This window comes from Rhodococcus sp. BH5, assembly GCF_027583855.1.
GTDB classification, from domain to species: Bacteria; Actinomycetota; Actinomycetes; order Mycobacteriales; family Mycobacteriaceae; genus Rhodococcus_F; species Rhodococcus_F qingshengii.
The window spans coordinates 101,792-127,349 of the sequence record NZ_JAJHVW010000013.1; the positions used below are offsets into that span (position 1 = coordinate 101,792).

Here is a 25,558-nt window from a genome sequence, read left to right on the forward strand (position 1 = left end):
CATGACGGTTCTGGAGCTGGCTGTGCAGGACGTGCGGGGGGCGAGGATCGCGCATTCGGTGGGAGCGACTCGAGTCGAGTTGTGTGCGGCACTCGGCCCGACGGGGGGATTGACGCCCAGCATCGGAGTGATCGAGGCTGTGTCGGAAGTGGGGATCGCGGTTCACCCGCTGATCCGTCCGCGCGCCGGAGGTTTTGTGTTCTCACCCGACGAAGTGTGGGTGATGGAGCACGACGTACATGCTGCTGTGGCCGGTGGAGCTTCCGGCATCGTGATCGGCGCGTTGACAGAAGATTATTCGATCGACACCGTCGTGCTGCGCCGCATCATCGGATGCGTGGACCGTGCGCGGGTCGAGGTGACAGTACATCGTGCGATGGACGTGGTGACCGACCGTCTGACCGCGCTGGACGAACTGATCGACCTGGGCGTGACCCGCGTGCTGACGTCCGGGGGTGCCGATACATGTAGTGAGGGACTCGACGAGATCGGTCGAATGGTCGAACATGCCGCGGGCCGGATCCAGATCATGGCCGGTGGCGGAATAACCGTCGACGACATCCCGGCAATCGCTGCCGTCGGCGTCGATGCGGTGCATCTCTCGGCGCGCAAGGTTGTCGCAGTTTCCGGCGGACCTGGTGGGGGATCGGACGGATACGACGTCACCGATGCAGTAGTCGCGCAGGAAGCGGCAGCCGCGCTCCGCGCTGTGCGCCTTTATTAACCCCCCGCGATTAATAAAGGCGCACAGCCCTTGGGCTCTAGACATACATGGACATCCAACTATAGGATGGTCGATATATTCACTGCTGCCTCCTGGGCGGTCCATACGAGCAAGGAACGGGTTAGCACAATGGTTGAAAATGCGACGGTTCACGAGTTGACGCACTTCGTCGGTGGCAAGCGTGTTCCCGGGACATCTGATCGATTTGCGGACGTGTTCGATCCCAACACCGGCAAGGTGCAGGCCCGCGTTCCCCTCGCGAGCAAGGCCGAGACCGAAGCCATCATCGCCAATGCCGAAGAGGCGCAGCAGGTGTGGGCAGCGTTCAACCCGCAGAAGCGTGCCCGCGTGCTGATGAAGTTCCTGCAGCTCGCCCAGGCCGAGATGGATTCTCTGGCCCGCCTCCTCTCGTCCGAGCACGGCAAGACCGTCGCCGACGCCAAGGGCGACATCCAGCGTGGCCTCGAGGTCATCGAGTTCGCCGTCGGCGCTCCGCACCTGCTCAAGGGCGAATTCACCGAGAGTGCCGGCACCGGCATCGACGTGTACTCCATGCGCCAGCCGCTCGGCGTCGTTGCAGGCATCACGCCCTTCAACTTCCCCGCGATGATCCCGCTGTGGAAGGCCGGCCCCGCCCTCGCCGCCGGTAACGCCTTCATCCTCAAGCCCTCCGAGCGCGACCCCTCCGTCCCGCTGCGCCTGGCTGAACTGTTCCTCGAGGCGGGACTGCCCGCGGGTGTGTTCAACGTGGTCAACGGTGACAAGGAAGTTGTCGACGTTCTGCTCACCGACGACCGAATCAAGGCTGTCGGCTTCGTCGGCTCCACGCCGATCGCTCAGTACATCTACGAGACGGCCGCAGCTCACGGCAAGCGCGCACAGTGCTTCGGTGGCGCCAAGAACCATGCGATCGTCATGCCGGACGCGGACCTCGACGAGGTTGCCGACGCCCTGATCGGTGCAGGCTACGGCAGCGCCGGCGAGCGTTGCATGGCCATCTCGGTTGCCGTTCCCGTCGGCGAGGAGACCGCGGACGCTCTTGTTGCGAAGCTGAAGGAGCGCGTCGCGAAGCTCAAGATCGGTCGCAGTGACGACGAAGGCGTCGATTTCGGACCGCTCGTTTGCCAGGATGCCCTCGACCGCGTCAACAACTACGTGCAGATCGGCATCGACGAGGGCGCAACGGCAGTCGTCGACGGCCGCGGCTTCACCCTCGAAGGCCACGAAGGTGGATTCTTCGCCGGCGCAACCCTGTTCGACAACGTCACCTCGGACATGCGCATCTACAAGGAAGAGATCTTCGGACCCGTCCTTCAGGTGGTCCGCGCTGCCGATTACGAAGAGGCACTGCGTCTTCCGACCGAACACGAGTACGGCAACGGCGTCTCCATCTTCACCCGCGACGGCGACACCGCGCGTGACTTCACCGCTCGCGTCAACGTCGGCATGGTCGGCGTGAACGTGCCGATCCCGGTCCCGATCGCGTACCACACCTTCGGTGGCTGGAAGCGCTCCGGATTCGGTGACCTGAACCAGCACGGTCCCGACTCCTTCCGCTTCTACACCAAGACCAAGACCGTGACGCAGCGCTGGCCTTCCGGCAAGAAGGAAGAGACCAACCACTTCGTCATCCCCACGATGAACTGATCGGAACACTTTCCATGTTTACTCTGACCGATGACGAGCGGGCGATTCGTGACACTGCCCGCGACTTCGCGGCCGAGCATCTGGCGCCCAACGCAGTGGAGTGGGATCAGACCAAGCATTTCCCGGTGGACGTCCTCCGTAAGGCGGCGTCCCTGGGGATGGGCGGTATCTACATTCGTGAAGACGTGGGTGGCAGTGAGCTGAGTCGCGTCGACGCTGCCCGGATCTTCGAAGAGCTGGCCAAGGGCGATCCGTCGATCGCCGCGTACATCTCCATCCACAACATGGTCACGTGGATGATCGACCAGTTCGGCAACGACGAACAGCGCCACAAGTGGGTTCCCGGACTCTGCTCGATGGATCAACTGGGCAGCTACTGCCTCACCGAACCCGGCGCTGGCTCCGATGCTGCGGGCTTGAGCACCAAGGCCGTTCGTGACGGCGACGACTACATCCTCAACGGCGTCAAGCAGTTCATCTCCGGCGCAGGCACTTCCGACGTGTACGTCGTGATGGCACGCACCGGATCTGCCGGTGCCAAGGGGATCTCGGCGTTCATCGTGCCCAAGGATTCGCCCGGACTGTCCTTCGGTGCCAACGAGATCAAGATGGGCTGGAACGCGCAGCCCACCCGTCAGGTGATCTTCGAAGATGTGCGAGTTCCTGCCGCCAACATGCTCGGTGAAGAGGGCAGCGGATTCCGCATCGCCATGAAAGGTCTCAACGGCGGCCGGCTGAACATCGCCGCCTGTTCGGTCGGTGGGGCCCAGGCAGCGCTGGAGAAGGCAGTCGCATATCTGGTGGACCGCAAAGCTTTCGGTTCGGCACTGATCGAGTCGCAGGCCCTGCAGTTCCAGCTCGCCGACATGCGTACCGAACTCGAAGCGGCCAGGACGTTGCTGTGGCGCGCCGCTGCCGCACTCGAAGACGGAGCGTCCGACGTCGTGGAGTTGTGTGCGATGGCCAAGCGCTTTGCCACCGACACCGGATTCGACGTAGCCAACAAGGCCCTCCAGCTTCACGGCGGGTACGGCTATCTTGCTGAGTACGGGATCGAGAAGATCGTCCGCGATCTTCGGGTTCATCAGATCCTCGAAGGCAGCAACGAGATCATGAGGGTGGTCATCGCCCGCAGCGTGGTCGCATCAGGTCAGGGAAAGCAAGGAGCAGCATGAGCGACGAGCTCGAGGTATTGATCGAAAAGCGTGACGGACTGGGGCTCATCACTCTCAACCGTCCCAAGGCGATCAATGCCCTCAACCACTCGATGGTCAAGGCGATGGCCAAGGCCCTCGAGGAATGGAAGTCCGACGACGACGTCAAGGCAGTCGTACTCACGGGCGCCGGCGAGCGTGGTCTGTGCGCCGGCGGCGACATCGTCTCCATCTACCATGACGCCAAGGACGGCAAGACCGGTTCGCTCGACTTCTGGCGTGAGGAGTACATCCTCAACTCCGAGATCGCGAACTACCCGAAGCCGTACGTCGCGATCATGGACGGGATCGTCATGGGCGGTGGCGTCGGAGTGTCCGCACACGGCGACATTCGCATCGTGACCGAGCGCTCGATGATCGGAATGCCCGAGACCGGAATCGGTTTCATTCCAGACGTGGGCGGAACTTACCTGCTCTCGCGTGCTCCCGGTGAACTCGGGACGCACATCGCGCTCACCACGGCGCGACTGAGCGCCGGCGATGCCATCGCAGCAGGTTTCGCTGACCACTTCATCCCGTCGGAGAACATCGAGACGTTCATCGCCGCACTCGCGTCGTCTTCGGTTGCCGACGCCGTGGCGCAGTACGCGGAGCCGGCTCCGGTGTCGGAACTGTTGGCCCAGCAGAGCTGGATCGACGCCGCGTACTCGGCCGACGACGTATCCACCATCGTCGAGCGTCTTCGCGCAAGTGGAATCCCCGAAGCGGAGAAGGCAGCGGAGCAGATTCTCGGCAAGTCCCCGATTGCACTGTCGGTGACCCTGCGATCTCTGCGGCATGCCAAGGAAGCAGCAAGCTTGGAAGAAGTCCTCAACGAGGAGTTCCGGGTCTCGACCGCTGCGCTCGCCTCACACGATCTGGTCGAGGGCATTCGCGCCCAGGTCGTGGAGAAGGACCGAAACCCGAAGTGGTTGCCGGCAACTCTCGACGACGTCACGGCAGAATCCGTCGACGCCTACTTCGCCCCGCTGGGCGACAACGAGCTCGGACTCGCCCCTCAACCGCAAGGCAACTGATCACCGCCGAAGGAGCATCACTAATGAGCACCATTGGATTTATCGGACTCGGTCACATGGGTGGCCCGATGGCGGCCAATCTTGTCAAGGCCGGACACAAGGTCGTCGGTTTCGACCTGGCACCTGCGGCGCTGGAGCAGGCAGTCAAAGACGGTGCATCGGTGGCGGATTCGGCGGTCGACGCCGTTCGCGGTGCCGACGTCGTGATCACGATGCTGCCGAGCGGTAAGCACGTTCTGGGTCTGTACGAAGAGCTGCTGCCGGTGGCAACACCGGGCACCCTGTTCATCGACTGTTCCACCATCGACGTCGCCGACGCCCGCGAGGCACACGACAAGGCCGAAGCGGCCGGTCACCGCAGCGTCGACGCTCCGGTCTCCGGTGGAGTCGTCGGGGCTACCGCAGGCACGCTGGCATTCATGGTCGGCGGTTCCGAGGCTGACTTCCAAGCCGCGTCACCGTTGCTGGACGTGATGGGCCGCAAGGTCGTTCACTGCGGCGACGCCGGTGTCGGCCAGGCAGCCAAGATCTGCAACAACATGATCCTCGGCATTTCGATGATCGCGATCAGCGAGGCGTTCGTGTTGGGCGAAAAGCTCGGCCTGAGCAACCAAGCGCTCTTCGACGTGGCGTCCAACGCCTCGGGACAGTGCTGGGCACTGACCACCAACTGCCCGGTTCCGGGACCTGTGCCCACCAGCCCGGCCAACAACGACTACCAGCCCGGCTTTGCTGTTGCACTGATGGACAAGGACCTGGGTCTGGCAGCAAATGCGCTGCGCAACAACGGCGTCGATGCAGAGATCGGACTCAAGGCAGCCGAACTCTACAGTCGCTTCCATGCCGCGGGCGGTGGCGGTCAGGACTTCTCTGCCATCATCAACGACATCCGTGACCGTTCGACCGAAGGACAGTAGTGACCGACTTCAACACCATCATCCTCGAGCGTAAGGGTCGCGTCGGCGTCATCACGCTCAACCGCCCGAAGGCTCTCAACGCGCTGAACTCCGAGCTGATGAACGAGGTCGTCGCCGCGGTTGCCGACCTCGAGGCGGACAACGGCATCGGAGCCATCCTGATCACCGGTTCCGAGCGCGCCTTCGCCGCCGGTGCCGACATCAAGGAAATGCAGTCCAAGACGTACATGGACGCATACGTCGAGGATTTCTTCACCCCGTGGGATCGCGTCGCAGCAGCTCGTAAGCCGCTGATCGCCGCCGTCTCCGGATACGCGCTCGGTGGTGGCTGCGAGCTTGCGATGCTCTGCGATTTCATCATCGCTTCGGATACCGCGAAGTTCGGCCAGCCCGAGATCAAGCTCGGTGTCATTCCGGGTATCGGTGGCTCGCAGCGCCTTACGCGCGCCGTGGGCAAGGCCAAGGCCATGGAGCTGTGCCTCACCGGCCGCAACATGGACGCAGAAGAAGCCGAACGTGCAGGCCTGGTTGCCCGGATCGTTCCGGCCGCCGATCTGCTCGACGATGCCTTGAAGACCGCAACCACCATCGCCGAGATGTCGCTGCCGATTGCGATGATGGCCAAGGAAGCAGTCAACCGCTCCTTCGAGACCACCCTCGCCGAGGGCGTCCGCTTCGAGCGTCGGGTGTTCCACTCGACCTTCGCGACGGAGGATCAGAAGGAAGGCATGACCGCGTTCGTGGAGAAGCGGTCGGCAGAATTCAAGCACCGCTGAATTTCAACAGCGCTGAAACTGCCCTCACACTCGTCGAGAGTGTGAGGGCAGTTTCTTTGTGTGTACGGGTGGTCGGTTCACCACTTGGTCGGTGCGCCGCCGGTGTCGAAGTCACCCGCAGTCTTGCGAAGTTCAGTGAGGATCGTCACCAATTGCTCGAGCTTGTCCTGCTGGAGTCCGGGGTGAGCGAACACCTTGCTGTTGAGCATTTCGGTCGCTTCGAGGGCCAGTGCGCGACCGGTGTCCGAGATCTCGATGAGCGTTGCACGGCGATCGCTGGGATGCGGGACCCGCCTGACCAACTCCGCTTTCTCCAAACGGTCGACGGCATTGGTGACGCTGGTGGGGTGAACCTGGAGTCGGGCGCTCGCCTTGGCCATCGGGAGTGCGCCCGACCTGGTGAAGGTGAGAAGCGTCAGCAGTTCGTAGCGAGCGAAGGTCAACCCGAGCGGCTTGAGTACCTCTTCGACCCGCGCCATCATGATCTGCTGCGCACGCATCACCGACGTGACCGCAGCCATACCGTCGGCGACATCGCTCCAACCGTGCTTCGTCCACTGACGATGCGCCTCTTCGATGGGGTCGAGGGGGAGCGGCGCGGGGGGAGACATAAGTTCGATCATCCCATGCTGGCAAGCGGTCGGGTGCCTTGTCTGATTGTGTGTCGCAGCCGCTTACGTCTGTAGAGTCCCACGGGTGATTTCAATCCTCGTAGCGGGTGGCGTCTCGTTGTTCGTCGCGCTCTTCCTGACTCCGTTTCTCATTCGTGTGCTTTCGCGGCAGGGGCTCGGGCACGAGATTCGGATCGAGGGTCCGCAGAGTCATCAGGGCAAGCGTGGCACCCCGTCGATGGGCGGGATCGCGATCATCGCCGGTATGTGGGCGGGCTACCTGGCGGCACACATCATCGGATTCGGCTCGCGGCTACCGCGGCTGTCTGCATCCGGTTGGCTGGTTCTCGCGCTCGCCACGTCACTGGGAATCGTCGGCTTTCTCGACGACTTCATCAAGATCCGTAAGAAGCGCAATCTCGGGCTCAACAAGACAGCGAAGACCGTCGGTCAGCTGGCGAGTGCCATCATCTTCGGCATTTTGTTCCTGCAGTTCTCCAACAACAACGGAGTCACTCCCGGAAGCCAGTACCTGTCCCATGTTCGTGACATCTCGGTGTTCTCCATGGGTGCCATCGGCTTTGTGGTCTTCTTCTGCATTCTGGTGTTCGCCTGGTCCAACGCCGTCAATTTCACCGACGGTCTCGACGGTCTCGCGGCCGGCTCGATGGGCATGATCCTAGGGACCTACGTCGTCATCGCCGGTTGGCAGTACCGGAACTCGTGTGTTCTCGAGCCTGCCGCCGGTTGCTACGACGTTCGTGACCCTCTCGATCTAGCGATCGTCGCTGCCGCAGCAGGCGGGGCGTGCCTCGGCTTCCTCTGGTGGAATGCCGCCCCGGCTCAGATCTTCATGGGCGACACCGGCTCCTTGGCACTCGGCGGCCTGGTTGTCGGCCTGTCCGTCACGACGCACACCGAGCTGCTGATGGTCATCATCGGCGCCCTGTTCGTCGCTGAGATCCTGTCGGTGATCATCCAGGTTCTGGTCTTCCGATCGTCCGGTCGACGCGTATTCAAGATGGCCCCGATCCATCATCACTTCGAGTTACTCGGTTGGCCGGAAACCGTCGTGATCGCAAGATTCTGGATCTTCGTCGCGATCTCGTGCGTCCTGGGACTTGCCACCTTCTACAGCGAGTGGTTCTCCGCTGCCGGTTAGACCGATTCACTCTTTCGGGTCGTAGCCAGAAGAGCGATCAGACCGAGCGACACACACGCCGTCATCGTGACGGCCAGGGCTGTGCTCGTGTTTCCCAGTAGACCGACGGCCGGCGCGATGGCCGCACCGACGCCGAACTGGAATGCACCGAGCATTGCCGCGGCAGTACCGGCCGCTTCGCCGTGACGAGCGAGGGCCAGTGCCGGGGCGTTGGGCAGAACGAACCCGATGGCGCCGGCCATGACCCACAGTGCGATCACGAATCCGGCGAGTCCGCCGAGTTCCAGGACCGCGACAGCAATGACGACGGCCCCGGAGACAACCGCAGCCACGAGGGCCCACTTGGTGATCTGCTGAGGAGTCCAGCGATCGAGCAGTCGAACGTTGACCTGCGAAGCGCCGATCAACGCAATCGCGCCCGCACTGAAGAGCAGTGCGAACTCCTGCTGGTTGAGGCCGTACTGATCCTGATAGACGAACGACGCGCCCGAGACATACGCGAACAACGACGCCATGCCGACGCTGGAGACGAGCGTCAGGACCATGAACGTGCGGTCGCCGAGCAGCGAACCGTAGGTGCGGAGAACCGACGTCAATCCGCTCGGGCGACGCTTTTCCTTCGGCAGTGTTTCGGACAGTCCGAACGCACCGATCATCGCCGTGCCGACGCCGATCAGTGCCAGTACGACGAAGATCCCGCGCCAGTCGAGGGCGACGAGGAGGGCGCCACCGATGCTGGGCGCCAGGATCGGCGCAACGCCGAGCACGAGCATCAGCCGGCTCATCACGACGGCAACGGTGTTACCGCTGTAGAGGTCGCGCACGATCGCCATGGTGACCACTGCCGCGGCCGCCGCGCCCATGCCCTGGAAAACCCGCAGGATGCCGAGGACCGCGATGCTCGGTGCGAAGACCGCCAGCAGCGAAGCCAGGATATGGACGCCGATTCCGGCAAGCAGCGGCTTCTTGCGGCCGAGAGTGTCCGAGAGCGGCCCGACCAACAGCTGGCCGAGTGCGAGGCCGATGAGGGTTCCGGTGATGGTCAGCTGAACCGTTGACGACGAGACCCCGAGATCGGCACCGATATCCGGCAGCGCGGGCAGGTACATGTCGATGGTGAAGGGTCCGAGTGCAGTCATGGAACCGAGGGCAAGAATCTTCCCGACGCTCGGCTTACGGTCGATACTGCTCGTTTCCAGCGGGGCTGCCTTCACGGGCGGGGCTGCCTTCACAAGCGGGGCGATGGCGGTGTTCTCGGCACTCATGAAACCTTCTGGGTTGTCTGGGGCTGGCGAACTGCTCGGTCGTTCGGTCGAATTTCGGGCCGCAATCGAATGACCTGCGCCCACCGAGGGAGTCAGCATCGAGACTGACCGATTTGTTCCCGAAGGGCCCGCACTTTTCCCAGAGACTGGAACGCTTGGTGAGAATGCACTCGAATCATGCTGAGCGGAACTGTGGTTCGAGATCGTCACTCAGGGCAGAGTTACTCACTGACGCGGGTGTGGCTGAGTGGCTAGGCACCGGCCTGCAAAGCCGTTCACACGGGTTCGAGTCCCGTCATCCGCTCGTGTCGGAGACCGGCAGGCATATCGCCTGCCGGTCTCTCTTGTGTGGTCCCGGTTCGCGGGGTCGGCTGCGATAGTCTGGGCTGCCGGAGCGAGCGGACCACATGAGTGAGGCACTGAATTGATTTCGGGACAGGACCTGCGATCGCGGCGCTTGCACGTGGGAATCAGTCAGTTCCAGTTCGCCCGCCAGGCGGGAGTCTCGTCAGCAGTCGTCTCCGCGTGGGAACTCGACAAGGCATATCCGAAGCCGCCGGTTGAGCGAGCAGTCCTCACGGCCCTCTCGGCGTTGGAAGCGGCCAAGCGTGAGGGCACGTACGCGGCCCCCCGGAAGCGGTCGAGCGGTAGTACCCGTGCGCGTCGAGCGACACCGGTCAACGACCCCGCCTCGGTGGCCAGGCGTGCGGTCGCGGGGGCAGGAAACGGTGGCCCCACCGTATTGACGGCGTTCTCCGGTTGTGGCGGTATGGCCGAAGGCTTTCGGATGGCGGGGTTTTCGGTGGAGGGATACATCGAAGTCGTGCCGGAGGCGCGCGCGACCTTCGATCGGAACTTCCCCGGCGCGCGGTGCCTCGGTGAGGACATCCGGGCGATCGACGAAGCCCGTGTGAAAGATCTTCTGGCACAGGTGAATATCGATGTGTTGGCCGGGGGGCCGCCGTGTCAGGGTTTCAGTCTCGCCGGCCGGCGAGACCGCGACGATCCGCGTAACCATCTCTTCCGGAACCTACTCGAGCTCGCCGATCTGGTGAGGCCGAAGGTCGTGGTGATGGAAAATGTTCGGCTGCTGCTGAGCATGAAAGACCCGGACGGTGGGATGGTCGTCGACCGGATTCTCGGCGAGATGGCTGCATGCGGTTACGACGCGTCGGTCAACACGGTCAATGCGCAGGATTACGGCGTCCCGCAGTTCCGGGAACGAGTGTTCATCGTGGCGACCCGCCGCGACAGTGGTATCGGGCCGCTGCGTTTTCCGCCGAAGACTCACGGCGTGAATGGTGTTGCGCCGCTTAGGACTTTTCGCGATGCCACCGTCGACCTGGCCCCGCTGGAATCCGGGCAGGCTTGCGAGACGGACCCGCTGCACTGGGCCGTCGAACATCCCGAGCACGTCTTGCGGTGGCTGCGTGATGTACCGGAAGGAATGTCGGCGCACGACAACGAAGATCCGGCCATGCGACCGTCGTCCGGGTACAACACGACGTACAAGCGCCTCCGGTGGGACGAGCCGGCGTCCACGGTCGGAACCACTTTCGGGATGATCTCGGCTTCACGCAACGTGCATCCGAAACACACGCGATCGTTGACCGTTCGAGAAGCTGCTCGCCTCCAGACCTTTCCCGACGACTACGTCTTCGAGGGCAAGTGGGGAGCGGTGCGCACGATGATCGGCAATGCGGTGCCGCCGCAGCTGGCGTCGGTACTGGCAGGAGAGATCAAGAAGGCACTCGGCTGAGATAGAGCACCTACGGAAAATGGGGCCGACGATGTCGGCCCCATTTCGAGTTACGCCCTGGCAGGGGTGTGGTGCAAGCGAATCAGCTGAGGTTGAGCTTGGCGATCAACGGCTGGACGACCTTGATGATGTCGATGACGGCGCTGAGGGTGTTGATGGAACCCATGTTTCGGTCCTCCGTGTCGTATGTACAGGTGTGTATGTACAAGGTTGTGTCTGCGTGGTGTTTCTGTACGACCTTGTGTCGCAGACACAAGTTAGCAAACTGGACGCTTGTTTGGGTCGAAATGACCGCTTTGCGCTGAAGTTGCTGAAAAGTTCACGGATTGTTCAGGAACGTAAACAAAAAACAGGCCGGACTCCCCGAAGTCCGGCCTGTCGATGACGCTTTGCGATCAGCTGAATGCCGAAAGTGCGCTGATGAGGCCGATGCCCGCAACTGCGACCTTGAGGACACTCAAGACGTCTTCGAGCTTGACACCCTCGGGCAATACGTTTTCGACAGACTCCATGTTGGATCCTTCATGTGTTGGGGTCGTGGTCCAGTGCCACTGCAAGCAAGATACCCAATCGTGACCACCTGTGAAACCCCGGCACGAAGATCACAGTTGTGTTGCGCCGGACTCACTGGCCGTCGCGGCAACGGTGGCTGCCACTATTTGCTCCACGCTGATGCCCGCTGCCGGTAGGCAGTGGTAGAAGATTCGTTCGCAGAGGTCGACCATTTCGCCTCGCTCGAGCGTCGGCTCGTCGATCCAGTTGACGACGATTTCCTCCATGAATGCCTGCCACCCGGCGATTGTCGCCTCCACGGTCGCGTTCGATTCGATGCCTAGATTCGTCAGCGCAGCGACGATCCACGTGGTGAAAGTGCGGCGCATGCCTCGGTAGATCGTGCGCATTCGAACGTCGCCACTGCCGGCCATACGCATCACGGCGAGGTAAATGGTGGGGTGCTCGATAACGGCGTCGACGAATGTCTCGATACCTGAGCGCAGCTGGGACGTGATGGGTAGCTCGGGATCCGGTCGCATTCGATCTTCGAGATCGGCCGAGGCGGCCTCGAGGATGGCGTTCTGGAAACCCTTCTTGTTCTTGAAGTAGTGGAACAGCAGTGGCGGCGAGACACCGGCCTCGGCTGCGACGCGATCCATCGACAGTTGGTCGAAAGGCTCGGTCCGCAGCATCTGTACTGCCACCTCGAGGATTTGCCTCTGACGGTCTTCGGGGGAGCGGGGGACTGCAGCCATTCCGTCATCTTATGTATTGGTTCGGAAGGTTCATTGACTTTTACTCAACGCTGTCTATAACGTGAGGTAACACATACGTGAGGCGAGGAGTCCGACAGTGTCTGCTTTCGACATCGTGGTCAACGACGGGTTGTGGTTCGACGGGACGGGGGCTCCAGGTCTGCGTCGTAATCTCGGAATTCGAGACGGCGTGGTCGCGGAGGTGTCCACGACGCGCCTCGAGATCGGGCCGGACACAGAAGTGATCGACGCGGCCGGCAAATGGGTTCTCCCCGGCTTTGTCGACGTCCACACGCACTACGACGCCGAAGCCTTGGTCAGTCCAGGGCTTCCGGAATCGGTTCGCCACGGCGTCACGACGGTCGTGCTCGGCAATTGCTCGCTGTCGACGGTGTATTCGACGCCGCGCGAGATCGCGGATCTGTTCAGCCGGGTCGAAGCAGTTCCCCACGACGCGGTGCTGCGCATCCTCGAAGCGAACAAGACCTGGACCGGTCCCGCGGCGTACACCGCCGCCCTCGAAGCCCTTCCCCTCGGACCCAATGTCGCGGCCTTCATCGGTCATTCCGATATCCGCACGCACGTACTCGGACTGGGGCGCGGCACCGACAAGAAGGTCAAGCCGACTCGCTCGGAACTCGGCCGGATGGGCTCGATGCTCGAGGACGCCATCGACGCTGGGATGCTGGGCCTGTCGTCGATGACCAATGCCCTCGACAAGATCGACGGCGACGAATATCGTTCTCGCTCTTTGCCGTCGACGTATGCACGGTGGAAAGAGTTCCGATTCCTCAATCGCATCCTTCGTGATCGCGGAAAGATCTTGCAGAGCGCTCCGACCATCAACCTGCATCCGAACGTCGCGGCGTTCTTCGCCGAAAGCTCGGCGATCGGGCGCAAGAAGCCGCTCAAGACGTCGCTGCTCTCCGGTGCGGATTCGAAGGCCTACCCGGTGATCGTGTACTTCATGCTCGCTGCGGCCCCACTGCTCAATCGCTTCGCGAAGACCGATTTCAAGTGGCAGCACCTTCCGGTTCCCTTCACCGTCTACGCGGATGGAATCGACCTGGTCGTGTTCGAGGAGTTCGGTGCCGGCGCCGCCGCTTTGCACCTCAAGGACCAGGTGGAGCGCAACGAACTGCTCCAGGACGAGTCGTACCGTCGCGCATTCCGTAAGGACTACGACAACAAGTTCTCACCCCGCATCTGGCATCGCAATTTCTACGATGCGGTCATCGTGGGATGCCCGGACGAGACGTTGATCGGCAAGAACTTCGGTCAGGTCGGTGACATCCGCGGAGTGCACCCGGTGGACGCGTACCTCGACCTGGTGGTGAAGTACGGGCGAGATCTTCGCTGGCGCACCACCATTGCCAATCACCGGCCCAAGTTCGCGAAGAAACTCGCCGCGAGTTCCGGTGTGCAGATGGGCTTCGGCGATGCCGGCGCGCATCTGCGCAACATGGCGTTCTACAACTACCCGGTGCGACTCCTCAAGCGCGTCAAGGACGCTCAGAGTGACCGCAAGCCGTTCCTCACCATCGAGCGCGCAATCCACCGCCTGACGGGCGAACTGGCGGACTGGTACGGCATCGACGCCGGGTATCTACGCCAGGGTGACCGCGCGGACTTCGTTGTCATCGACCCGGCCGGGCTCGACGAGTCGGTGGACGGGTTGTTCGAGGCAAAGGTTCCCGAGTACGGCGGGATCAGCCGGATGGTCAACCGCAGCGACGACGCAGCGGTCGCTACGGTGATCAACGGCCGACTCGTCTACCGCGAAGGTGAATTCGCCCCCGGATTCGGAATCGAAAAGACAGGTCAGTTCCTGCGTGCCGGTGAAAAGGCTCCGGTTACCAGGGCCGCGAAGACTAGCGTGGCGCTATGACTACACCGACGGATCGCCTCACCTCGTACTCCCGGTCCGGGCTGACCTTCGACGTACGCGACGAAGGACCCGCCGACGGTCCGGTCGTGGTTCTCCTGCACGGGTTTCCGCAGGATTCCCGCTCATGGGATCACCTTGCGCCGTTACTGCACGCCCGCGGCTTCCGGACCGTCGCACCGGATCAGCGAGGGTACTCACCCGGCGCCAGGCCGAAAGCGCGCTGGGCGTACCGTGGGTCCGAACTCGCCGCTGACACTGTCGCACTGATCGACGCGCTCGCGGTGGGCAAAGTGCACCTGGTCGGCCACGACTGGGGTGCCGCAGTCGCATGGCAGGTGGCCGCCGAACGGCCGGACTTGCTCGATACCGTGACCGCGGTGTCGGTTCCGCACCCACTGGCGTTCGTCAAGGCGATGGTGACCAGCACACAGGGACTGAAGTCGTGGTACATGGGCGCGTTCCAATTACCCTTCGTCCCCGAGAAGATTCTGTCCTCCACGTCGGCAGGTGAAAAGTTCCTGATTTCGAGCGGGCAGACGCCGGAGAACGCGCGGCGCGATCTGAACGCCATGCTGGCTCCCGGTCGGCTACGCGGCGGTCTGAACTGGTACCGCGCGATGTGGATGACCAAGCCGAACCCCGCAACTGCCAGGGTCACCGTGCCGACCCTGCACGTCTGGAGTGACGGCGACGCCGCCATCGGCCCCAAAGGGTCTGCGCTCACCCCCGCGTTTGTCGACGGCCCGTACCGGTTCGAGGTTCTCAGCGGCGTGAGCCACTGGATTCCGGACGAGGCGCCGGTCGAGTTGGACCGACTGCTGGGTGAGCATCTCAGCAGCTGACCGCGTTTTGATCACTGAAGCCCCGCCGATCGGCGGGGCTTCAGTTGTCAGCAAGGTCGTCGGCCAGCGGTGGTCAGCGAGTTCCGAATCGCTCTTCCACCTGCTCCTTCGTCAGACCGAACTCCTCGAGCGTGTACTTGTGCGAAGGTTTGCGAGCACCCGAGCGGCTTTCCTCGTGCATGGCCTCCATCGACTGCTGCGCGGCAGCTGTCAACGGGATGTCGAAGTGCGTGTAGATGTTCTCGACGGTTCCCAGCGGATCGGTGACGAAGTTCTGATAGTCGACGTCGATGAACTGCGCGGGATTGTGGTGTGCGCGTGCACTGTCGAACTGCTCGAGCCCCCTGGCCCACAATTCGAGCTGACTTTCGCCGATCACCTTGTCGGTGAACGTGTTCGACCAACCCTCTGTCGCCTGGGCGGCCAGGCTGCACACCGACGGAATGATCGTCGTAGGGGAGCGGTGAGTCTGAATGACAAGCGCGTCGGGGTACGCCTCCATCAATTCGTCGAGCGCGAACAGGTGGCTCGGGTTCTTGAGGACCCACCGTCGATCCTGATCGGGCAGACCGATCAGCTGCAGGTTCTTCTTGTGTCGTGCATAGGCGTTCGACCACTCCTGGTCCTTCAGCCATGCGGAGTACGTGGGTAGATTCGCCAGGCACTCGTACGACACGGACTTGAACGTCTGACGCAAGAGTTGCCAACATTCTTCGACTTCGCTGGCCGACATGTAGTGCACGCCCATGAATTCGGGATGCTCGACGTGGTGTTGACCGAATGTCTGCTCGATCTTGGCGAAGACCGGGTTCGATTCCCACGTATCGCGAGGCGGGCGAGGCTGAGGGAACTCGGTCAGCCACATCTCGAGGCCCTGGTGAGCCGGGTCGACCGTGAGGAGGCGGTGCAAGGCAGTGGTGCCCGTCCGTGGCAATCCGGTGACGAAGATCGGCCGCTCGATCTTGACGTCGGCGTGCTCCGGATGCTCCTTCCACGCCGATTCGCTGAGCAGACGGGCCACCAGGGCGCCGCGAAGGAATACCCGAGAAATCTTGCTGCCGAAGGGCGTCAGATCCTCGTCACGGTCGTAAGACTCGAGCAGGACCGACAGAGCTTCGGTGTAATCGTCGACGCCGAAGTCCGTCAGGCCGGTCATCCGCGTCGCCGAGGCATGGAGATCCTCGACGGTGCCGACGTGAGTGCGTTCAGTCATGGTGCTCCTAGTGATGGAATTCGCCGCAGTTGACGTCGATGCATTGGCCGGTGATCGCGCTGGCCATCGGAGACGCCAGGAAGATCGCCGCATCGGATACTTCATCCGTCGTCGGCAGGCGCTTGAGGTCGGTGTTCGACGCAGTGTGCTCGTAGATCTGCTCGACAGTCATGCCGAACTTCTCCGCCTGGTGCGCGAAGTATCCCTTGAGGGTGTCTCCCCAGATATAGCCGGGTGCAATCGAATTGACACGAATTCCCTGCGGGCCGAGTTCGGTGGCCAGGGACTGCGACATGGCGAGCAGGGCCGACTTCGCCATCTTGTAGCTGCCGTAGCGCTCTTGCGAATGCCGCAACACCATCGAATTGATATTCACCACGGAGCCGTCCGACTCGCCAAGTGCCGGCGTGAACAGCTGAGTCAGGCGCAACGCACCCAGTACGGTCAGTTCGATGCTGTCGCGGATGTGCTGGTAATCGGTGCGAGCCAACGGTTTCATCGACGGAATCGAGAATGCATTGTTGATCAGAGTGTCCACTTTGCCGTAGGCGGCAATGGACTCGGCCACCAGATTCTCGGCGGAAGCCTGGTCGGTGATGTCGGTGGCAACGGTGACGGCGCGCCCACCGGCATCGACTATTTCTTTCGCAACGTCGTCGAGTCGCGATTGCGTACGTGCTGCGAGAACAAGACTCGCGCCGGCCGACGCACATCGAAGGGCCAGAGCGCGGCCGAGTGCCGGGCCGACTCCGGAGATGACTACTACACGGTCTTCGAGCAAGGCGGTCATGATTACCCCAGCATTCGGTTGTCGATGGCGGCCTGGCGCTGGGCAATGCGTGCTGCCCAGTCCTCGGCGGTGATGGCGTTGGTGTCGAAATGCGGCAGGTGCTTCGCAATATCTGCGACGGCGACGATTTCGACGGTGGGACCGTCCTGCGGCGTCAGCTCGCGGGACACGCGCTGCCAACGGAACTGCAGAATGCCGCGCGGATGTCCGACGGTTTCGATCCAGTTGGTGACACCGGGGTTCTTCTCGCTGACCACCATTCGAACCATCCCGTCCGGATCGACCTGTGCCTGGCCGTTGTTGAGGGAGGTCTGATGATTGACGTAGTCCAGTGAGATGTACCAGAGGCTCCCCAGTTGGAAGCCGAGATACGGTGCGTCGGAGGCGGGAACGGTGATGATCATCGCCTGCTCGTCGGTGAGTTCGTAATGTCCCACCGACGAGTACTGCGTTGCCAGCCCGCCCGGTGTCAGGCGTGGTTCGGTCATGGTGTTGACCGCGAGCTTGAGGTAGAACCACTCCGGGAACTGGAGCCACGTCTTGACCCGCGTGACCAGTGCCTTCCCAGCCCGGGCGTAACGCTTCTCGGTCTCTTCGGCGGTGAGAGGTGGCGGCGCGATCCCGATCGAATCGGTGCGCTCGATGCGGATCACGCCGCGCTGCTGACTCCAGTCGCTGTAGACCTCGCGAACAACCAGCTGCGAGGATCCGGGCGCCAGGGTGTAGTAGTTGGCTCGTCCGTCGGCGGGGCCGGGGCCGAACCAAGCGACGAAGTTGCCGTCGTCGTCTATCTCCAGCTCGCGGTCGTCGAAGGCGATTTCGCTTCCGGGAACGTTCGAGTTGGTGTAGTTCCCACTCAACACTTGGAAGCTGAGATCGGCTGTGGTGCCGCGCTTTCCGGTGACCTTGTATTCCTTGTCGTCGTTGATTCGGGCGCCGAAGTACAGAGTGTCGGGGTTGTCGAGGCCCATCTTGGTGAATGGTCCGGTGCCCTGGATGAAACTCGGATGGGTCTTTTCGCCGGCCCAGGCGGCATGCGTCGTCGCGATGATTCCGCCGGCCAGATATTGGTATCCCTCCAGTAGATCCTGTTCGGATCTGATGTGCGGCGCAGTCTCGATCAATTTCTCGGCTTCGGCGATCGCCTCGGCAAACGGGTCCGTCAGCACGCTGGCTCCTCACAGTTCCGACTATGTCGCCGGTCCAGAGCGTCGTGGTACAAATATGTACCTATTTGGTAGATGTTGGGTATTTCGACAATAGAACGCGTTCTAGGGAGTGGTCAATGGGTGGACCGGAGAAGACGCCTGAAGAGGGACGCCCGAGGGGGAGACAATCGCCTCCCACCGAACGGGTGGTTCAGGTGCTCGACTACCTCGTCGGCCGCCCTGATCAGCGGTTCGGGCTGTCGGAACTGGCCCGCGCGCTCGAGATCAGCAAGCCCACCTGCTTGGGAATCCTCACGGCGCTGGCTGATCGTGGATACCTGACTCGGGACGAGGTGTCGAAGACCTATGGGCTCGGTCCGGCCTTGATCGCGGCCGGACGTGCAGCTCAGCGAGGATTTGCCGTCGGACCCATTGCCCGTACCCATCTGGAGAAAGTGAGCACGGAGTTCGGGACGACGTGCACGGCGTCCGGTGTGATCGGTGATCAGATCAGCGTTCTCGAAGTGACCGGACCGATCGGCGCGCGTCGCGCTGCCAAGGTCGGTCAGGTGTACCCGTTCGCTCCGCCGGTCGGGCTGATGTACGTCCTCTGGGCTTCGGATCACGACATGGACAGTTGGCTGAGCAAAGAGCCGAGCCTGCCGGTGCGCTTGGATCGCGAGCGTCTGTGGAACGTGGTCCGCGAGTGTCGGGCTGCGGGATATCTGGTCGAGAGTCTGGATCCCGTCGGGCAGCGACTGCACACGCTGATGGCGGGCGTTGCGACGCACGATCTTCCGCCGGAGGTGCGTGAACTGCTCGGTGAGATGGTGTCGAGCCTGGGCGAGAGGGTGTATCTCGGACGCGACATCAGCTCTGACGACGAGCATCCCGTCAGTCTCATCGCGGCCCCGACCTACGACGCCGAGGGGCATCAGGCCCTTGTGCTGACACTTTATGTGGGTGGGGCGATCACGGGCGCCGAGATCGAGCGCCGCGCCGCGGTGCTGGTTGCGGCGGCGGATGCGGTGACGGCGGAAGTTGGTGGCAGGAGTCCGGTTCGCGGTCTGTGACGTCTTATTGCCGGTCATTGACCTTTGGGTAGAACGAGTTCTATTCTGTGATTGCGTTCAATTTAGAACCAGTCCGGTACATAAATGTACCGATGCGGAAATGGTGTTCCGCACGGAGTACGTGATGCTCAGGAGCGAAAGACATGGCAACACTCCAGACCCCGCCCGCCTACGAGTTGTCGCATCTGCGAGCACTCGAAGTGGAGGCGGTCCATATTTTCCGCGAAGTCGCAGCGACTTTCGAAAAGCCGGTCCTCCTGTTCTCCGGAGGTAAGGATTCCGTCGTGATGCTGCACGTAGCGGCCAAGGCATTCTGGCCTGCCCCACTGCCGTTCGCTGTGATGCACGTCGACACCGGTCACAATTTCGACGAGGTGATCGAATTCCGCGATCAGACGGTCGATCGCTTCAACCTGCGTCTTGTCGTCTCCAGCGTGCAGGACGACATCGACGCCGGTCGCGTCATCGAGGACACCGGAGTCGGTTCCAGTCGCAATCGCCTCCAGACGCACGCGTTGCTGCGCGGAATTCGCGACAACAAGTTCGACGCCGTGTTCGGTGGTGCTCGCCGAGACGAGGAGAAGGCGCGCGCCAAAGAGAGGGTGTTCAGCTTCCGGGACGAGTTCGGGCAATGGGATCCGAAGGTGCAGCGACCTGAACTGTGGAACCTGTACAACGGCAAACACCGTAAGGGCGAACATATTCGGATCTTCCCGCTCTCGAACTGGACAGAGCTCGACATCTGGCAGTACATCGAGAGCGAGCAGATCGACCTCCCCGGCATCTACTACGCCCATCGTCGCGAGGTGGTTCCACGCGACGGAATGTTGTTGGCACGCACCCGTTTCCTCGAGCTTCGCGCCGGCGAAGAGTCCTACGAGGCGTTGGTGCGCTTCCGTACGGTCGGCGACGCAACGTGTACCGGATGTGTCGAATCGTCGGCCGAAACACCGGGCGCTGTCGTGGAAGAAGTTGCGGCGAGCCGTATCACGGAGCGTGGCGCAACCAGGGCTGATGACCGGATTTCCGAAGCTGGCATGGAAGATCGTAAGAAAGAGGGGTACTTCTGATGCCGCAACTGCTGAGAGTCGCTACAGCGGGCAGTGTCGACGACGGAAAATCGACACTCATCGGCCGCTTGCTCTACGACTCCAAGTCGATCTTCGAGGACCAACTCGAGGCCGTGGAACGGAGCAGTCGAGAACGCGGCGACGAGTACGCCAACCTCGCGCTACTGACCGACGGATTGCGCGCCGAGCGTGAACAGGGCATCACGATCGACGTGGCCCACCGGTATTTCGCGACCCCTCATCGGAAGTTCATCATCGCGGACACTCCCGGGCACGAGCAGTACACCCGCAACATGGTGACCGGCGCGTCGACGGCCGACCTTGCCCTGATCCTGGTGGATGCTCGCAAAGGGGTGCTCGAACAGACGCGGCGGCACGCCTTCTTGTCCACTCTCCTGGGGATACCCCACCTCGTGCTGTGTGTGAACAAAATGGACCTGGTGGGCTGGTCTCAGGAACGGTTCGAGGAGATCAAGGAAGAATTCCGACAGTTCGCGATCAAGTTGGACGTCCACGACCTGACGTTCATTCCGGTCTCGGCGCTGTTGGGGGACAACATCGTTGCCCGGACCGAGAACATGTCCTGGTACGACGGGCCTTCTCTGCTGCACCATCTCGAGCAGGTGCACATCGCGTCGGACCGCAACTTGATCGACGCTCGGTTTCCGGTGCAGTACGTGATCCGTCCGCAGAAGCAGACCGACGCCGACCTCCACGATTTCCGTGGATACGCCGGAACGGTGGCCAGTGGCGTCTTCAAGCCCGGCGACGAAATCGTGGCTTTGCCTTCAGGATTCACCTCGACGGTGAAGGCAGTCCACGGGCCGGGCGGTGACGTGATCGACGAAGCGTTTGCGCCCTCGGCCGTATGCATCGAGCTGACCGACGATCTCGACGTCAGCCGCGGGGACCAATTGTGTCGACTCAACAACCGGCCGCAGGTCGGGCAGGAAATCGATGCGATGGTCTGTTGGTTGACCGAACAGACAACTCTGTCGGAGAACAATCGCTACTCGTTGCTGCACACCACGCGCTCCACGAAAGCGCAGATCGTCAAGCTCGACTACCGGCTGGACGTCAATTCGCTGCACCGCGACGAGAAGGCAGAATCTCTGTCCCTCAACGAGATCGGCCGCATCTCGATCAAGACGCAGCAGCCGTTGATGTTCGATCCCTACCGCCGCAACCGCGTGACGGGCAGCTTCATTCTCGTGGACGAGACCACGGGCAATACCGTCGCCGCCGGAATGATCAACGGTCCGACACTCAAGGAATCGCGCGTCGTCTGGCACAGTTCGGAGGTTTCTCGCGAGGAACGTGCGACTGCCGGCGCCACCGTCTGGCTCACCGGTCTCTCGGCCTCGGGTAAGTCGACGATCGCGGTGGAACTCGAGCGGCGGTTGGTGGCCGCGGGTATCCCGGCGTACCGCCTCGACGGCGACAACCTCCGGCACGGATTGAACGCGGATCTGGGATTCAGTGCCGATGACCGCGCCGAGAACGTCCGCCGAGTCGGCTCGGTGGCGCAGTTGTTCGCTGATTCAGGTGCAGTGGCAGTGGCCTGCCTGATCAGCCCGTACCGCGCAGATCGTGATCGAGTGCGGGCGGCGCACGAGGCCGCCGGGCTGAAGTTCGTCGAGGTCTACGTCGACACCCCGATCGAGCAATGTGAAGCCCGAGACCCCAAGGGCATGTACGCCAAGGCCAGGGCCGGGGAAATCACGGGATTCACCGGAGTCGACGATCCCTACGAAGCTCCGACAAGTCCCGAGCTGGTGATCAGACCCGAAGACGGAACGCCTACCGAACTTGCGCTGCGAATTATGGAAGTGTTGGACCGGTGAGCGAATCCACACACAGCAGAATCGCCGACGAGGCACTCGCGGCGGAATTGGCGCAGGCCGCCGGTGCGATCCTCCTGGGGATCCGAGCCGAGGGTCTGGGTGTCGACGACGGTCGTGAACTGGGTCGCCGGGGCGACAAGGCCGCCGATTCCTACATCCTCGACCGGTTGGCTGCCGAGCGGCCGGGCGATGCCGTGCTCTCTGAGGAATCTGCCGACGATCGCAGTCGTCTGGATGCAGCTCGGGTCTGGATCATCGATCCGCTGGACGGCTCCAAGGAATACGGCTTGCCGAATCATGCGGATTGGGCAGTGCACGTGGCGCTTTGGGAGCGCGGTAGCGGAATTACCGCAGCCGCGGTTGCTCAGCCGGCGCTCGGAGCGGTGTACTCCAGTGGCGACGAGGCAGCTTCGGTTGCCGCCAACTCGCCGCTCCGCGTAGTAGTCAGCGGATCGCGACCACCCGCATTCACCGAAGCGGTGGCAGCCGAACTCGGCGCCGACGTGGTGCACATGGGATCGGCCGGCGCCAAGGCGATGGCGGTGGTGCGCGGCGAGGTCGACGCGTACCTGCACGCCGGTGGGCAGTGGGAATGGGATTCGGCTGCACCCGTCGGCGTCGCACAGGCGGCGGGACTGCATTGCAGCCGCATCGACGGTTCGCCGCTGCTCTACAACGAATCGCATCCGTACCTGCCGGATCTCGTGATCTGCCGACCGGAGTTGTCGGAGTCGATCCTGGGCGCAATTGCCAAGCACTCCACGGAGTCTGCGGTAAGCGGACGCGTCGCCATGGCGCGTGAATACGTGAACGCATTGCTCACTCATGACGCAACGAAGGTCCGCTTCGCCGCCGACGCCTGGCGGGTCGAGAACGGTCAGCGAACCGGTGACAGCGGAGCCTTCATCAGCAACGAGCTCGAACAAGGCCAGCAATATCGCGGAATCGTGGCGATACGTGAACTCGCGCTGCGTGAGTGGGGCGAGAGCGTCGTAGCCCGGTATCTGCTCGACCTCGGAACACCTGGCCAGGCACCGGCCGTCACAGTTTTCGTCACCGAGTACTTCGGGATACCGGCAGGCGAGATCGAAAGCATCCTGGCAATCATCGAACCCCACGAAGACGATTCGAAAGAGGCTGGAACACAATGACATCGGACAAACTGATCACCGATTTCTGTGCGCTGTGGGCAGACGCCGATGTTGCAAAGATCGTCGACTACTTCACCGATGACGTCGTTTATCACAACATCCCGATGGAGCCCGTGGTCGGTCGCGAGGCCGTCCGGGCGTTCATCGAGCAGTTTGTCGGTGCCTTCGGCAACATCGACTTTCAGATCAAGCGTCAGGTCGCGGACGGCAACACCGTCATGAACGAGCGCGTCGACGTTTTCACCATCAACGGCGCCGAGGTAGCGCTCCCGGTCATGGGGGTGTTCGAAGTCGAGGACGGAAAGATCAAAGCCTGGCGCGACTATTTCGACATGGCGCCGATCAATGCGGCAGCCGGCCAGGCCTGATCGGGGCGCCTACTCCGCGATGACAGCGTGCGGGTAGTCCGACGAGCGGTGCTGGAAACGTGTGATGGCGGGATTCACGATGACGCCCTCCCGGATTTCGATGGCCCGATCGACGGTCTCGTCTGCCTTCCAGGCCGTCTCTCCTGCCATCACAGTGGGCAGGTAGGGAAGAAGTGATTCGCTGATCTCCCACGACGCGGAGTTCCACAGGTACGACGGGCTGTGATCGACGCCGTAGTAAGTGATGTTGTCGCCGACGATGAAGGTCGGATCCGCGAACGAGGTGGGACGAGCCCAGCTGAACCCCATGCCTTCGTCGCACGAGACGTCGACGATGAGGCTTCCCGGTTGGAAGTCCATGAGATCTTCCTCGGTCAGGAACGTCAGTGGGGCGTCCGTGTTCTGCAGTACGCAGTTGACGACGATGTCGTGCTCGGCCAAGAAACCGGGCACCGGCACGCTGTGGTTGTCGAGCATGACGTGGCTGCCACGGACGTCACCGTTGTTGTTGTCGAACGAGACCATGCGCGCCGAGTGGATGGGGGAGCTGACCGCGGTGACTCCACGCTGGGTGAGGACGTCCACTTCGTGGATACCGTGCGCCTTGAGTGCTGTGACCGCGCCGCGTGCAGTGGCTCCGAAACCGATCACGGCAGCGGTGAGACGCCGGCCGTAGTCACCGGTGGAACCGATCAACTGCAGGGCGTGCAGTACCGAGCAATAACCGGCGAGCTCGTTGTTCTTGTGGAACACATGCAGATTGAACGATCCGTCGCTGTGCCAGAAGTTCATGGCCTCGAAGGCGATGAGAGTCAGTTTCTTGTCGATCGCGATCTGTGTCAGTTCGGTGTCCTGGACACAGTGCGGCCAGCCCCAGAGAACCTGACCTGACCGTAGTTCGGCGAGGTCACGCACCAACGGCTTCGGTAGCAGAACCACATCGGTTTCCGCCAAAATCTGCTTGCGCGTGCGGATTCCGGCAACGAGGCGCGAGAGGTAGTCGTCGGAGTAGCCGAAGGGGTGGCCGTAGCCTTCTTCGAGGTAGATCCGAGAACGTAGTTCGGCATCGATGCGATCGAAATGCGCAGGATGGATCGGCAACCGGCGTTCTGCCGGTTTGCTCGACTGTCCGATGACTCCAAGGGTGCGTGCGTTGTTCAATTGTGTATCTCTCGATAGGAGCAGGTAGAGATGTCAGGCAGGAGCCTGAGGGACTAGCAGAAGCCGCAGGAACGCTGGCAGATTGCCTCGGCCAGGACCGCGTGAAAGCGTGCTGGCTGCGCTGCTGTCGATCGCCGACGGCAACAGAAAGGCGCGTCGGTATGTGCTCAGTCTAGTCCGGAACGGCCCTCGCCCGGTGGCCGGGCGCTGTGTCGTGCTCCGCTGACGTGTGGCTACTGCTCGCGCAGGCGTGAATCCAGTACGGCCAGTTGGATTTTGCTGGCGTCCGCGTGTACCTGACGTCCTTTGTCGGTGACGTCGACGAAGACTCCGCGCCGGTCGGCCTCGCACAGTGCTCGCTGAACCAGTCCGGCCTTCTCGAGACGGGCCACGCTACGGGAGAGCGCGCTGGGACTCAGGTACATCTCCGAGGCAAGCTCCTGCATGCGTGGACGTTCGCACGTGGCGTCCATGAGTCGGTCGAGAGCCTCGAAGTCGCTCATGCTCAGCCCATGCGCCGACTGCATCTGGCGATCGAGTTCGCACGCGATGTCGTTGTAGCTGGTCGACAGCGAGCGCCAGGTGTTGCGCAATTCGGATTCCGACGTCACGACCGCATTCTAGTTGAAGACTCGATTACGTGCAATTGCATTAAATGCTTGTGCATTA

24 protein-coding genes and 1 tRNA gene are annotated in these 25,558 nt (G+C 62.4%); 16 read left to right on the forward strand and 9 right to left on the reverse strand.

Annotated elements, in window-relative coordinates; all coding sequences use genetic code 11:
- The first annotated feature begins 1 nt into the window (after position 1).
- The 6 genes from RhoBH5_RS26595 to RhoBH5_RS26620 all read left to right on the forward strand — a co-directional run bounded on the left by RhoBH5_RS26595 (position 2) and on the right by RhoBH5_RS26620 (position 6,294).
- A complete protein-coding gene (locus RhoBH5_RS26595) occupies positions 2-724 on the forward strand; it encodes a copper homeostasis protein CutC (protein WP_261254397.1) in 723 nt (240 codons plus the stop codon).
- Between the two features lie 129 nt (positions 725-853).
- On the forward strand, positions 854-2,371 hold the full coding sequence (locus RhoBH5_RS26600) for a CoA-acylating methylmalonate-semialdehyde dehydrogenase (protein ID WP_003941275.1): 1,518 nt from the start codon (positions 854-856) through the stop codon (positions 2,369-2,371).
- Positions 2,372-2,385: 14 nt separating this feature from the next.
- On the forward strand, positions 2,386-3,546 hold the full coding sequence (locus RhoBH5_RS26605; protein ID WP_064075262.1) for an isobutyryl-CoA dehydrogenase: 1,161 nt from the start codon (positions 2,386-2,388) through the stop codon (positions 3,544-3,546).
- A complete protein-coding gene (locus tag RhoBH5_RS26610) occupies positions 3,543-4,601 on the forward strand; it encodes an enoyl-CoA hydratase/isomerase family protein (protein ID WP_042923165.1) in 1,059 nt (352 codons plus the stop codon). Before RhoBH5_RS26605 ends, RhoBH5_RS26610 begins: the two co-directional genes overlap by 4 nt.
- Positions 4,602-4,624: 23 nt before the next feature.
- Positions 4,625-5,518 (forward strand): 3-hydroxyisobutyrate dehydrogenase, encoded by an 894-nt coding sequence (gene mmsB / locus RhoBH5_RS26615; RefSeq protein ID WP_003941308.1) that lies wholly within the window; start codon positions 4,625-4,627, stop codon positions 5,516-5,518.
- Positions 5,518-6,294: an enoyl-CoA hydratase gene (locus RhoBH5_RS26620; RefSeq protein ID WP_003941374.1), complete on the forward strand. Its 777-nt coding sequence runs from the start codon at positions 5,518-5,520 to the stop codon at positions 6,292-6,294. Before mmsB ends, RhoBH5_RS26620 begins: the two co-directional genes overlap by 1 nt.
- Positions 6,295-6,371: 77 nt before the next feature.
- Here RhoBH5_RS26620 and RhoBH5_RS26625 read toward each other — a convergent pair whose 3' ends face one another.
- Positions 6,372-6,905: a MarR family winged helix-turn-helix transcriptional regulator gene (locus RhoBH5_RS26625; protein WP_007726151.1), complete on the reverse strand. Its 534-nt coding sequence runs from the start codon at positions 6,903-6,905 to the stop codon at positions 6,372-6,374.
- Positions 6,906-6,990: 85 nt separating this feature from the next.
- Here RhoBH5_RS26625 and mraY point away from each other — a divergent pair, with 85 nt between their 5' ends.
- Complete coding sequence (mraY, locus tag RhoBH5_RS26630; protein ID WP_003941316.1) at positions 6,991-8,067, forward strand: phospho-N-acetylmuramoyl-pentapeptide-transferase; 1,077 nt, start codon at positions 6,991-6,993, stop codon at positions 8,065-8,067.
- Here mraY and RhoBH5_RS26635 read toward each other — a convergent pair.
- Positions 8,064-9,332, reverse strand: coding sequence for a multidrug effflux MFS transporter (locus RhoBH5_RS26635; protein WP_042445586.1), 1,269 nt, complete (start codon positions 9,330-9,332; stop codon positions 8,064-8,066). The two genes, mraY and RhoBH5_RS26635, sit on opposite strands and share 4 nt — an antisense overlap.
- 233 nt (positions 9,333-9,565) lie before the next feature.
- Here RhoBH5_RS26635 and RhoBH5_RS26640 point away from each other — a divergent pair.
- Both RhoBH5_RS26640 and dcm read left to right on the forward strand, forming a co-directional pair.
- A tRNA-Cys gene (locus RhoBH5_RS26640) sits at positions 9,566-9,636 on the forward strand.
- A gap of 159 nt (positions 9,637-9,795) precedes the next feature.
- On the forward strand, positions 9,796-11,091 hold the full coding sequence (dcm, locus tag RhoBH5_RS26645) for a DNA (cytosine-5-)-methyltransferase (protein WP_270008986.1): 1,296 nt from the start codon (positions 9,796-9,798) through the stop codon (positions 11,089-11,091).
- Positions 11,092-11,173: 82 nt separating this feature from the next.
- On the opposite strand, the gene RhoBH5_RS26650 is transcribed toward dcm, so the two are convergent.
- Entirely contained in the window at positions 11,174-11,299 is a 126-nt protein-coding gene (locus tag RhoBH5_RS26650) for a hypothetical protein (RefSeq protein ID WP_003941303.1), read from the reverse strand.
- Positions 11,300-11,693: 394 nt separating this feature from the next.
- Positions 11,694-12,341: a TetR/AcrR family transcriptional regulator gene (locus tag RhoBH5_RS26655; RefSeq protein ID WP_054186755.1), complete on the reverse strand. Its 648-nt coding sequence runs from the start codon at positions 12,339-12,341 to the stop codon at positions 11,694-11,696.
- A gap of 97 nt (positions 12,342-12,438) precedes the next feature.
- Between RhoBH5_RS26655 and RhoBH5_RS26660 the strand changes: the two genes are divergently transcribed.
- On the forward strand, positions 12,439-14,229 hold the full coding sequence (locus RhoBH5_RS26660) for an N-acyl-D-amino-acid deacylase family protein (RefSeq protein ID WP_270008987.1): 1,791 nt from the start codon (positions 12,439-12,441) through the stop codon (positions 14,227-14,229).
- Positions 14,226-15,071: an alpha/beta fold hydrolase gene (locus tag RhoBH5_RS26665; RefSeq protein ID WP_270008988.1), complete on the forward strand. Its 846-nt coding sequence runs from the start codon at positions 14,226-14,228 to the stop codon at positions 15,069-15,071. Before RhoBH5_RS26660 ends, RhoBH5_RS26665 begins: the two co-directional genes overlap by 4 nt.
- Before the next feature lie 73 nt (positions 15,072-15,144).
- On the opposite strand, the gene RhoBH5_RS26670 is transcribed toward RhoBH5_RS26665, so the two are convergent.
- From RhoBH5_RS26670 to RhoBH5_RS26680, 3 genes are read right to left on the reverse strand one after another with little or no spacing between them, the layout of a single operon-like run.
- Positions 15,145-16,284, reverse strand: coding sequence for a sulfotransferase family protein (locus tag RhoBH5_RS26670; RefSeq protein WP_270008989.1), 1,140 nt, complete (start codon positions 16,282-16,284; stop codon positions 15,145-15,147).
- 7 nt (positions 16,285-16,291) lie between these two features.
- Entirely contained in the window at positions 16,292-17,074 is a 783-nt protein-coding gene (locus tag RhoBH5_RS26675) for an SDR family oxidoreductase (protein WP_054801046.1), read from the reverse strand.
- A 2-nt stretch (positions 17,075-17,076) separates the two neighbouring features.
- Positions 17,077-18,243: a hypothetical protein gene (locus RhoBH5_RS26680; protein WP_030537322.1), complete on the reverse strand. Its 1,167-nt coding sequence runs from the start codon at positions 18,241-18,243 to the stop codon at positions 17,077-17,079.
- 116 nt (positions 18,244-18,359) lie between these two features.
- Here RhoBH5_RS26680 and RhoBH5_RS26685 point away from each other — a divergent pair, with 116 nt between their 5' ends.
- From RhoBH5_RS26685 to RhoBH5_RS26705, 5 genes are all read left to right on the forward strand, one after another.
- Complete coding sequence (locus RhoBH5_RS26685) at positions 18,360-19,295, forward strand: helix-turn-helix domain-containing protein (protein ID WP_270008990.1); 936 nt, start codon at positions 18,360-18,362, stop codon at positions 19,293-19,295.
- A 143-nt stretch (positions 19,296-19,438) separates the two neighbouring features.
- A complete protein-coding gene (gene cysD / locus RhoBH5_RS26690; RefSeq protein ID WP_270008991.1) occupies positions 19,439-20,365 on the forward strand; it encodes a sulfate adenylyltransferase subunit CysD in 927 nt (308 codons plus the stop codon).
- Positions 20,365-22,209: an adenylyl-sulfate kinase gene (cysC, locus tag RhoBH5_RS26695; RefSeq protein ID WP_042923180.1), complete on the forward strand. Its 1,845-nt coding sequence runs from the start codon at positions 20,365-20,367 to the stop codon at positions 22,207-22,209. Before cysD ends, cysC begins: the two co-directional genes overlap by 1 nt.
- Positions 22,206-23,360: a 3'(2'),5'-bisphosphate nucleotidase CysQ gene (locus RhoBH5_RS26700; RefSeq protein ID WP_047270166.1), complete on the forward strand. Its 1,155-nt coding sequence runs from the start codon at positions 22,206-22,208 to the stop codon at positions 23,358-23,360. Before cysC ends, RhoBH5_RS26700 begins: the two co-directional genes overlap by 4 nt.
- Entirely contained in the window at positions 23,357-23,728 is a 372-nt protein-coding gene (locus RhoBH5_RS26705; RefSeq protein ID WP_007726173.1) for a limonene-1,2-epoxide hydrolase family protein, read from the forward strand. Before RhoBH5_RS26700 ends, RhoBH5_RS26705 begins: the two co-directional genes overlap by 4 nt.
- A gap of 9 nt (positions 23,729-23,737) precedes the next feature.
- On the opposite strand, the gene RhoBH5_RS26710 is transcribed toward RhoBH5_RS26705, so the two are convergent.
- Both RhoBH5_RS26710 and RhoBH5_RS26715 read right to left on the reverse strand, forming a co-directional pair.
- A complete protein-coding gene (locus tag RhoBH5_RS26710; RefSeq protein ID WP_270008992.1) occupies positions 23,738-24,889 on the reverse strand; it encodes a N(5)-(carboxyethyl)ornithine synthase in 1,152 nt (383 codons plus the stop codon).
- Between the two features lie 233 nt (positions 24,890-25,122).
- Positions 25,123-25,500 (reverse strand): MarR family winged helix-turn-helix transcriptional regulator, encoded by a 378-nt coding sequence (locus RhoBH5_RS26715; RefSeq protein WP_003941367.1) that lies wholly within the window; start codon positions 25,498-25,500, stop codon positions 25,123-25,125.
- Between the last annotated feature and the right edge of the window lie 58 nt (positions 25,501-25,558).

What these genes read in the sequence shown, in the direction of transcription:
- RhoBH5_RS26610 (WP_042923165.1), top strand. Translation starts at nt 3,543, where the DNA reads ATGAGCGACGAGCTCGAGGTATTGATCGAAAAGCGTGACGGACTGGGG.
- RhoBH5_RS26665 (WP_270008988.1), top strand. Translation starts at nt 14,226, where the DNA reads ATGACTACACCGACGGATCGCCTCACCTCGTACTCCCGGTCCGGGCTG.
- cysD (WP_270008991.1), top strand. Translation starts at nt 19,439, where the DNA reads ATGGCAACACTCCAGACCCCGCCCGCCTACGAGTTGTCGCATCTGCGA.
- cysC (WP_042923180.1), top strand. Translation starts at nt 20,365, where the DNA reads ATGCCGCAACTGCTGAGAGTCGCTACAGCGGGCAGTGTCGACGACGGA.
- RhoBH5_RS26605 (WP_064075262.1), top strand. Translation starts at nt 2,386, where the DNA reads ATGTTTACTCTGACCGATGACGAGCGGGCGATTCGTGACACTGCCCGC.
- RhoBH5_RS26675 (WP_054801046.1), bottom strand. Translation starts at nt 17,074, where the DNA reads ATGACCGCCTTGCTCGAAGACCGTGTAGTAGTCATCTCCGGAGTCGGC.
- RhoBH5_RS26670 (WP_270008989.1), bottom strand. Translation starts at nt 16,284, where the DNA reads ATGACTGAACGCACTCACGTCGGCACCGTCGAGGATCTCCATGCCTCG.
- RhoBH5_RS26600 (WP_003941275.1), top strand. Translation starts at nt 854, where the DNA reads ATGGTTGAAAATGCGACGGTTCACGAGTTGACGCACTTCGTCGGTGGC.
- RhoBH5_RS26595 (WP_261254397.1), top strand. Translation starts at nt 2, where the DNA reads ATGACGGTTCTGGAGCTGGCTGTGCAGGACGTGCGGGGGGCGAGGATC.
- RhoBH5_RS26625 (WP_007726151.1), bottom strand. Translation starts at nt 6,905, where the DNA reads ATGTCTCCCCCCGCGCCGCTCCCCCTCGACCCCATCGAAGAGGCGCAT.
- RhoBH5_RS26635 (WP_042445586.1), bottom strand. Translation starts at nt 9,332, where the DNA reads ATGAGTGCCGAGAACACCGCCATCGCCCCGCTTGTGAAGGCAGCCCCG.
- RhoBH5_RS26655 (WP_054186755.1), bottom strand. Translation starts at nt 12,341, where the DNA reads ATGGCTGCAGTCCCCCGCTCCCCCGAAGACCGTCAGAGGCAAATCCTC.
- mmsB (WP_003941308.1), top strand. Translation starts at nt 4,625, where the DNA reads ATGAGCACCATTGGATTTATCGGACTCGGTCACATGGGTGGCCCGATG.
- RhoBH5_RS26705 (WP_007726173.1), top strand. Translation starts at nt 23,357, where the DNA reads ATGACATCGGACAAACTGATCACCGATTTCTGTGCGCTGTGGGCAGAC.
- RhoBH5_RS26685 (WP_270008990.1), top strand. Translation starts at nt 18,360, where the DNA reads ATGGGTGGACCGGAGAAGACGCCTGAAGAGGGACGCCCGAGGGGGAGA.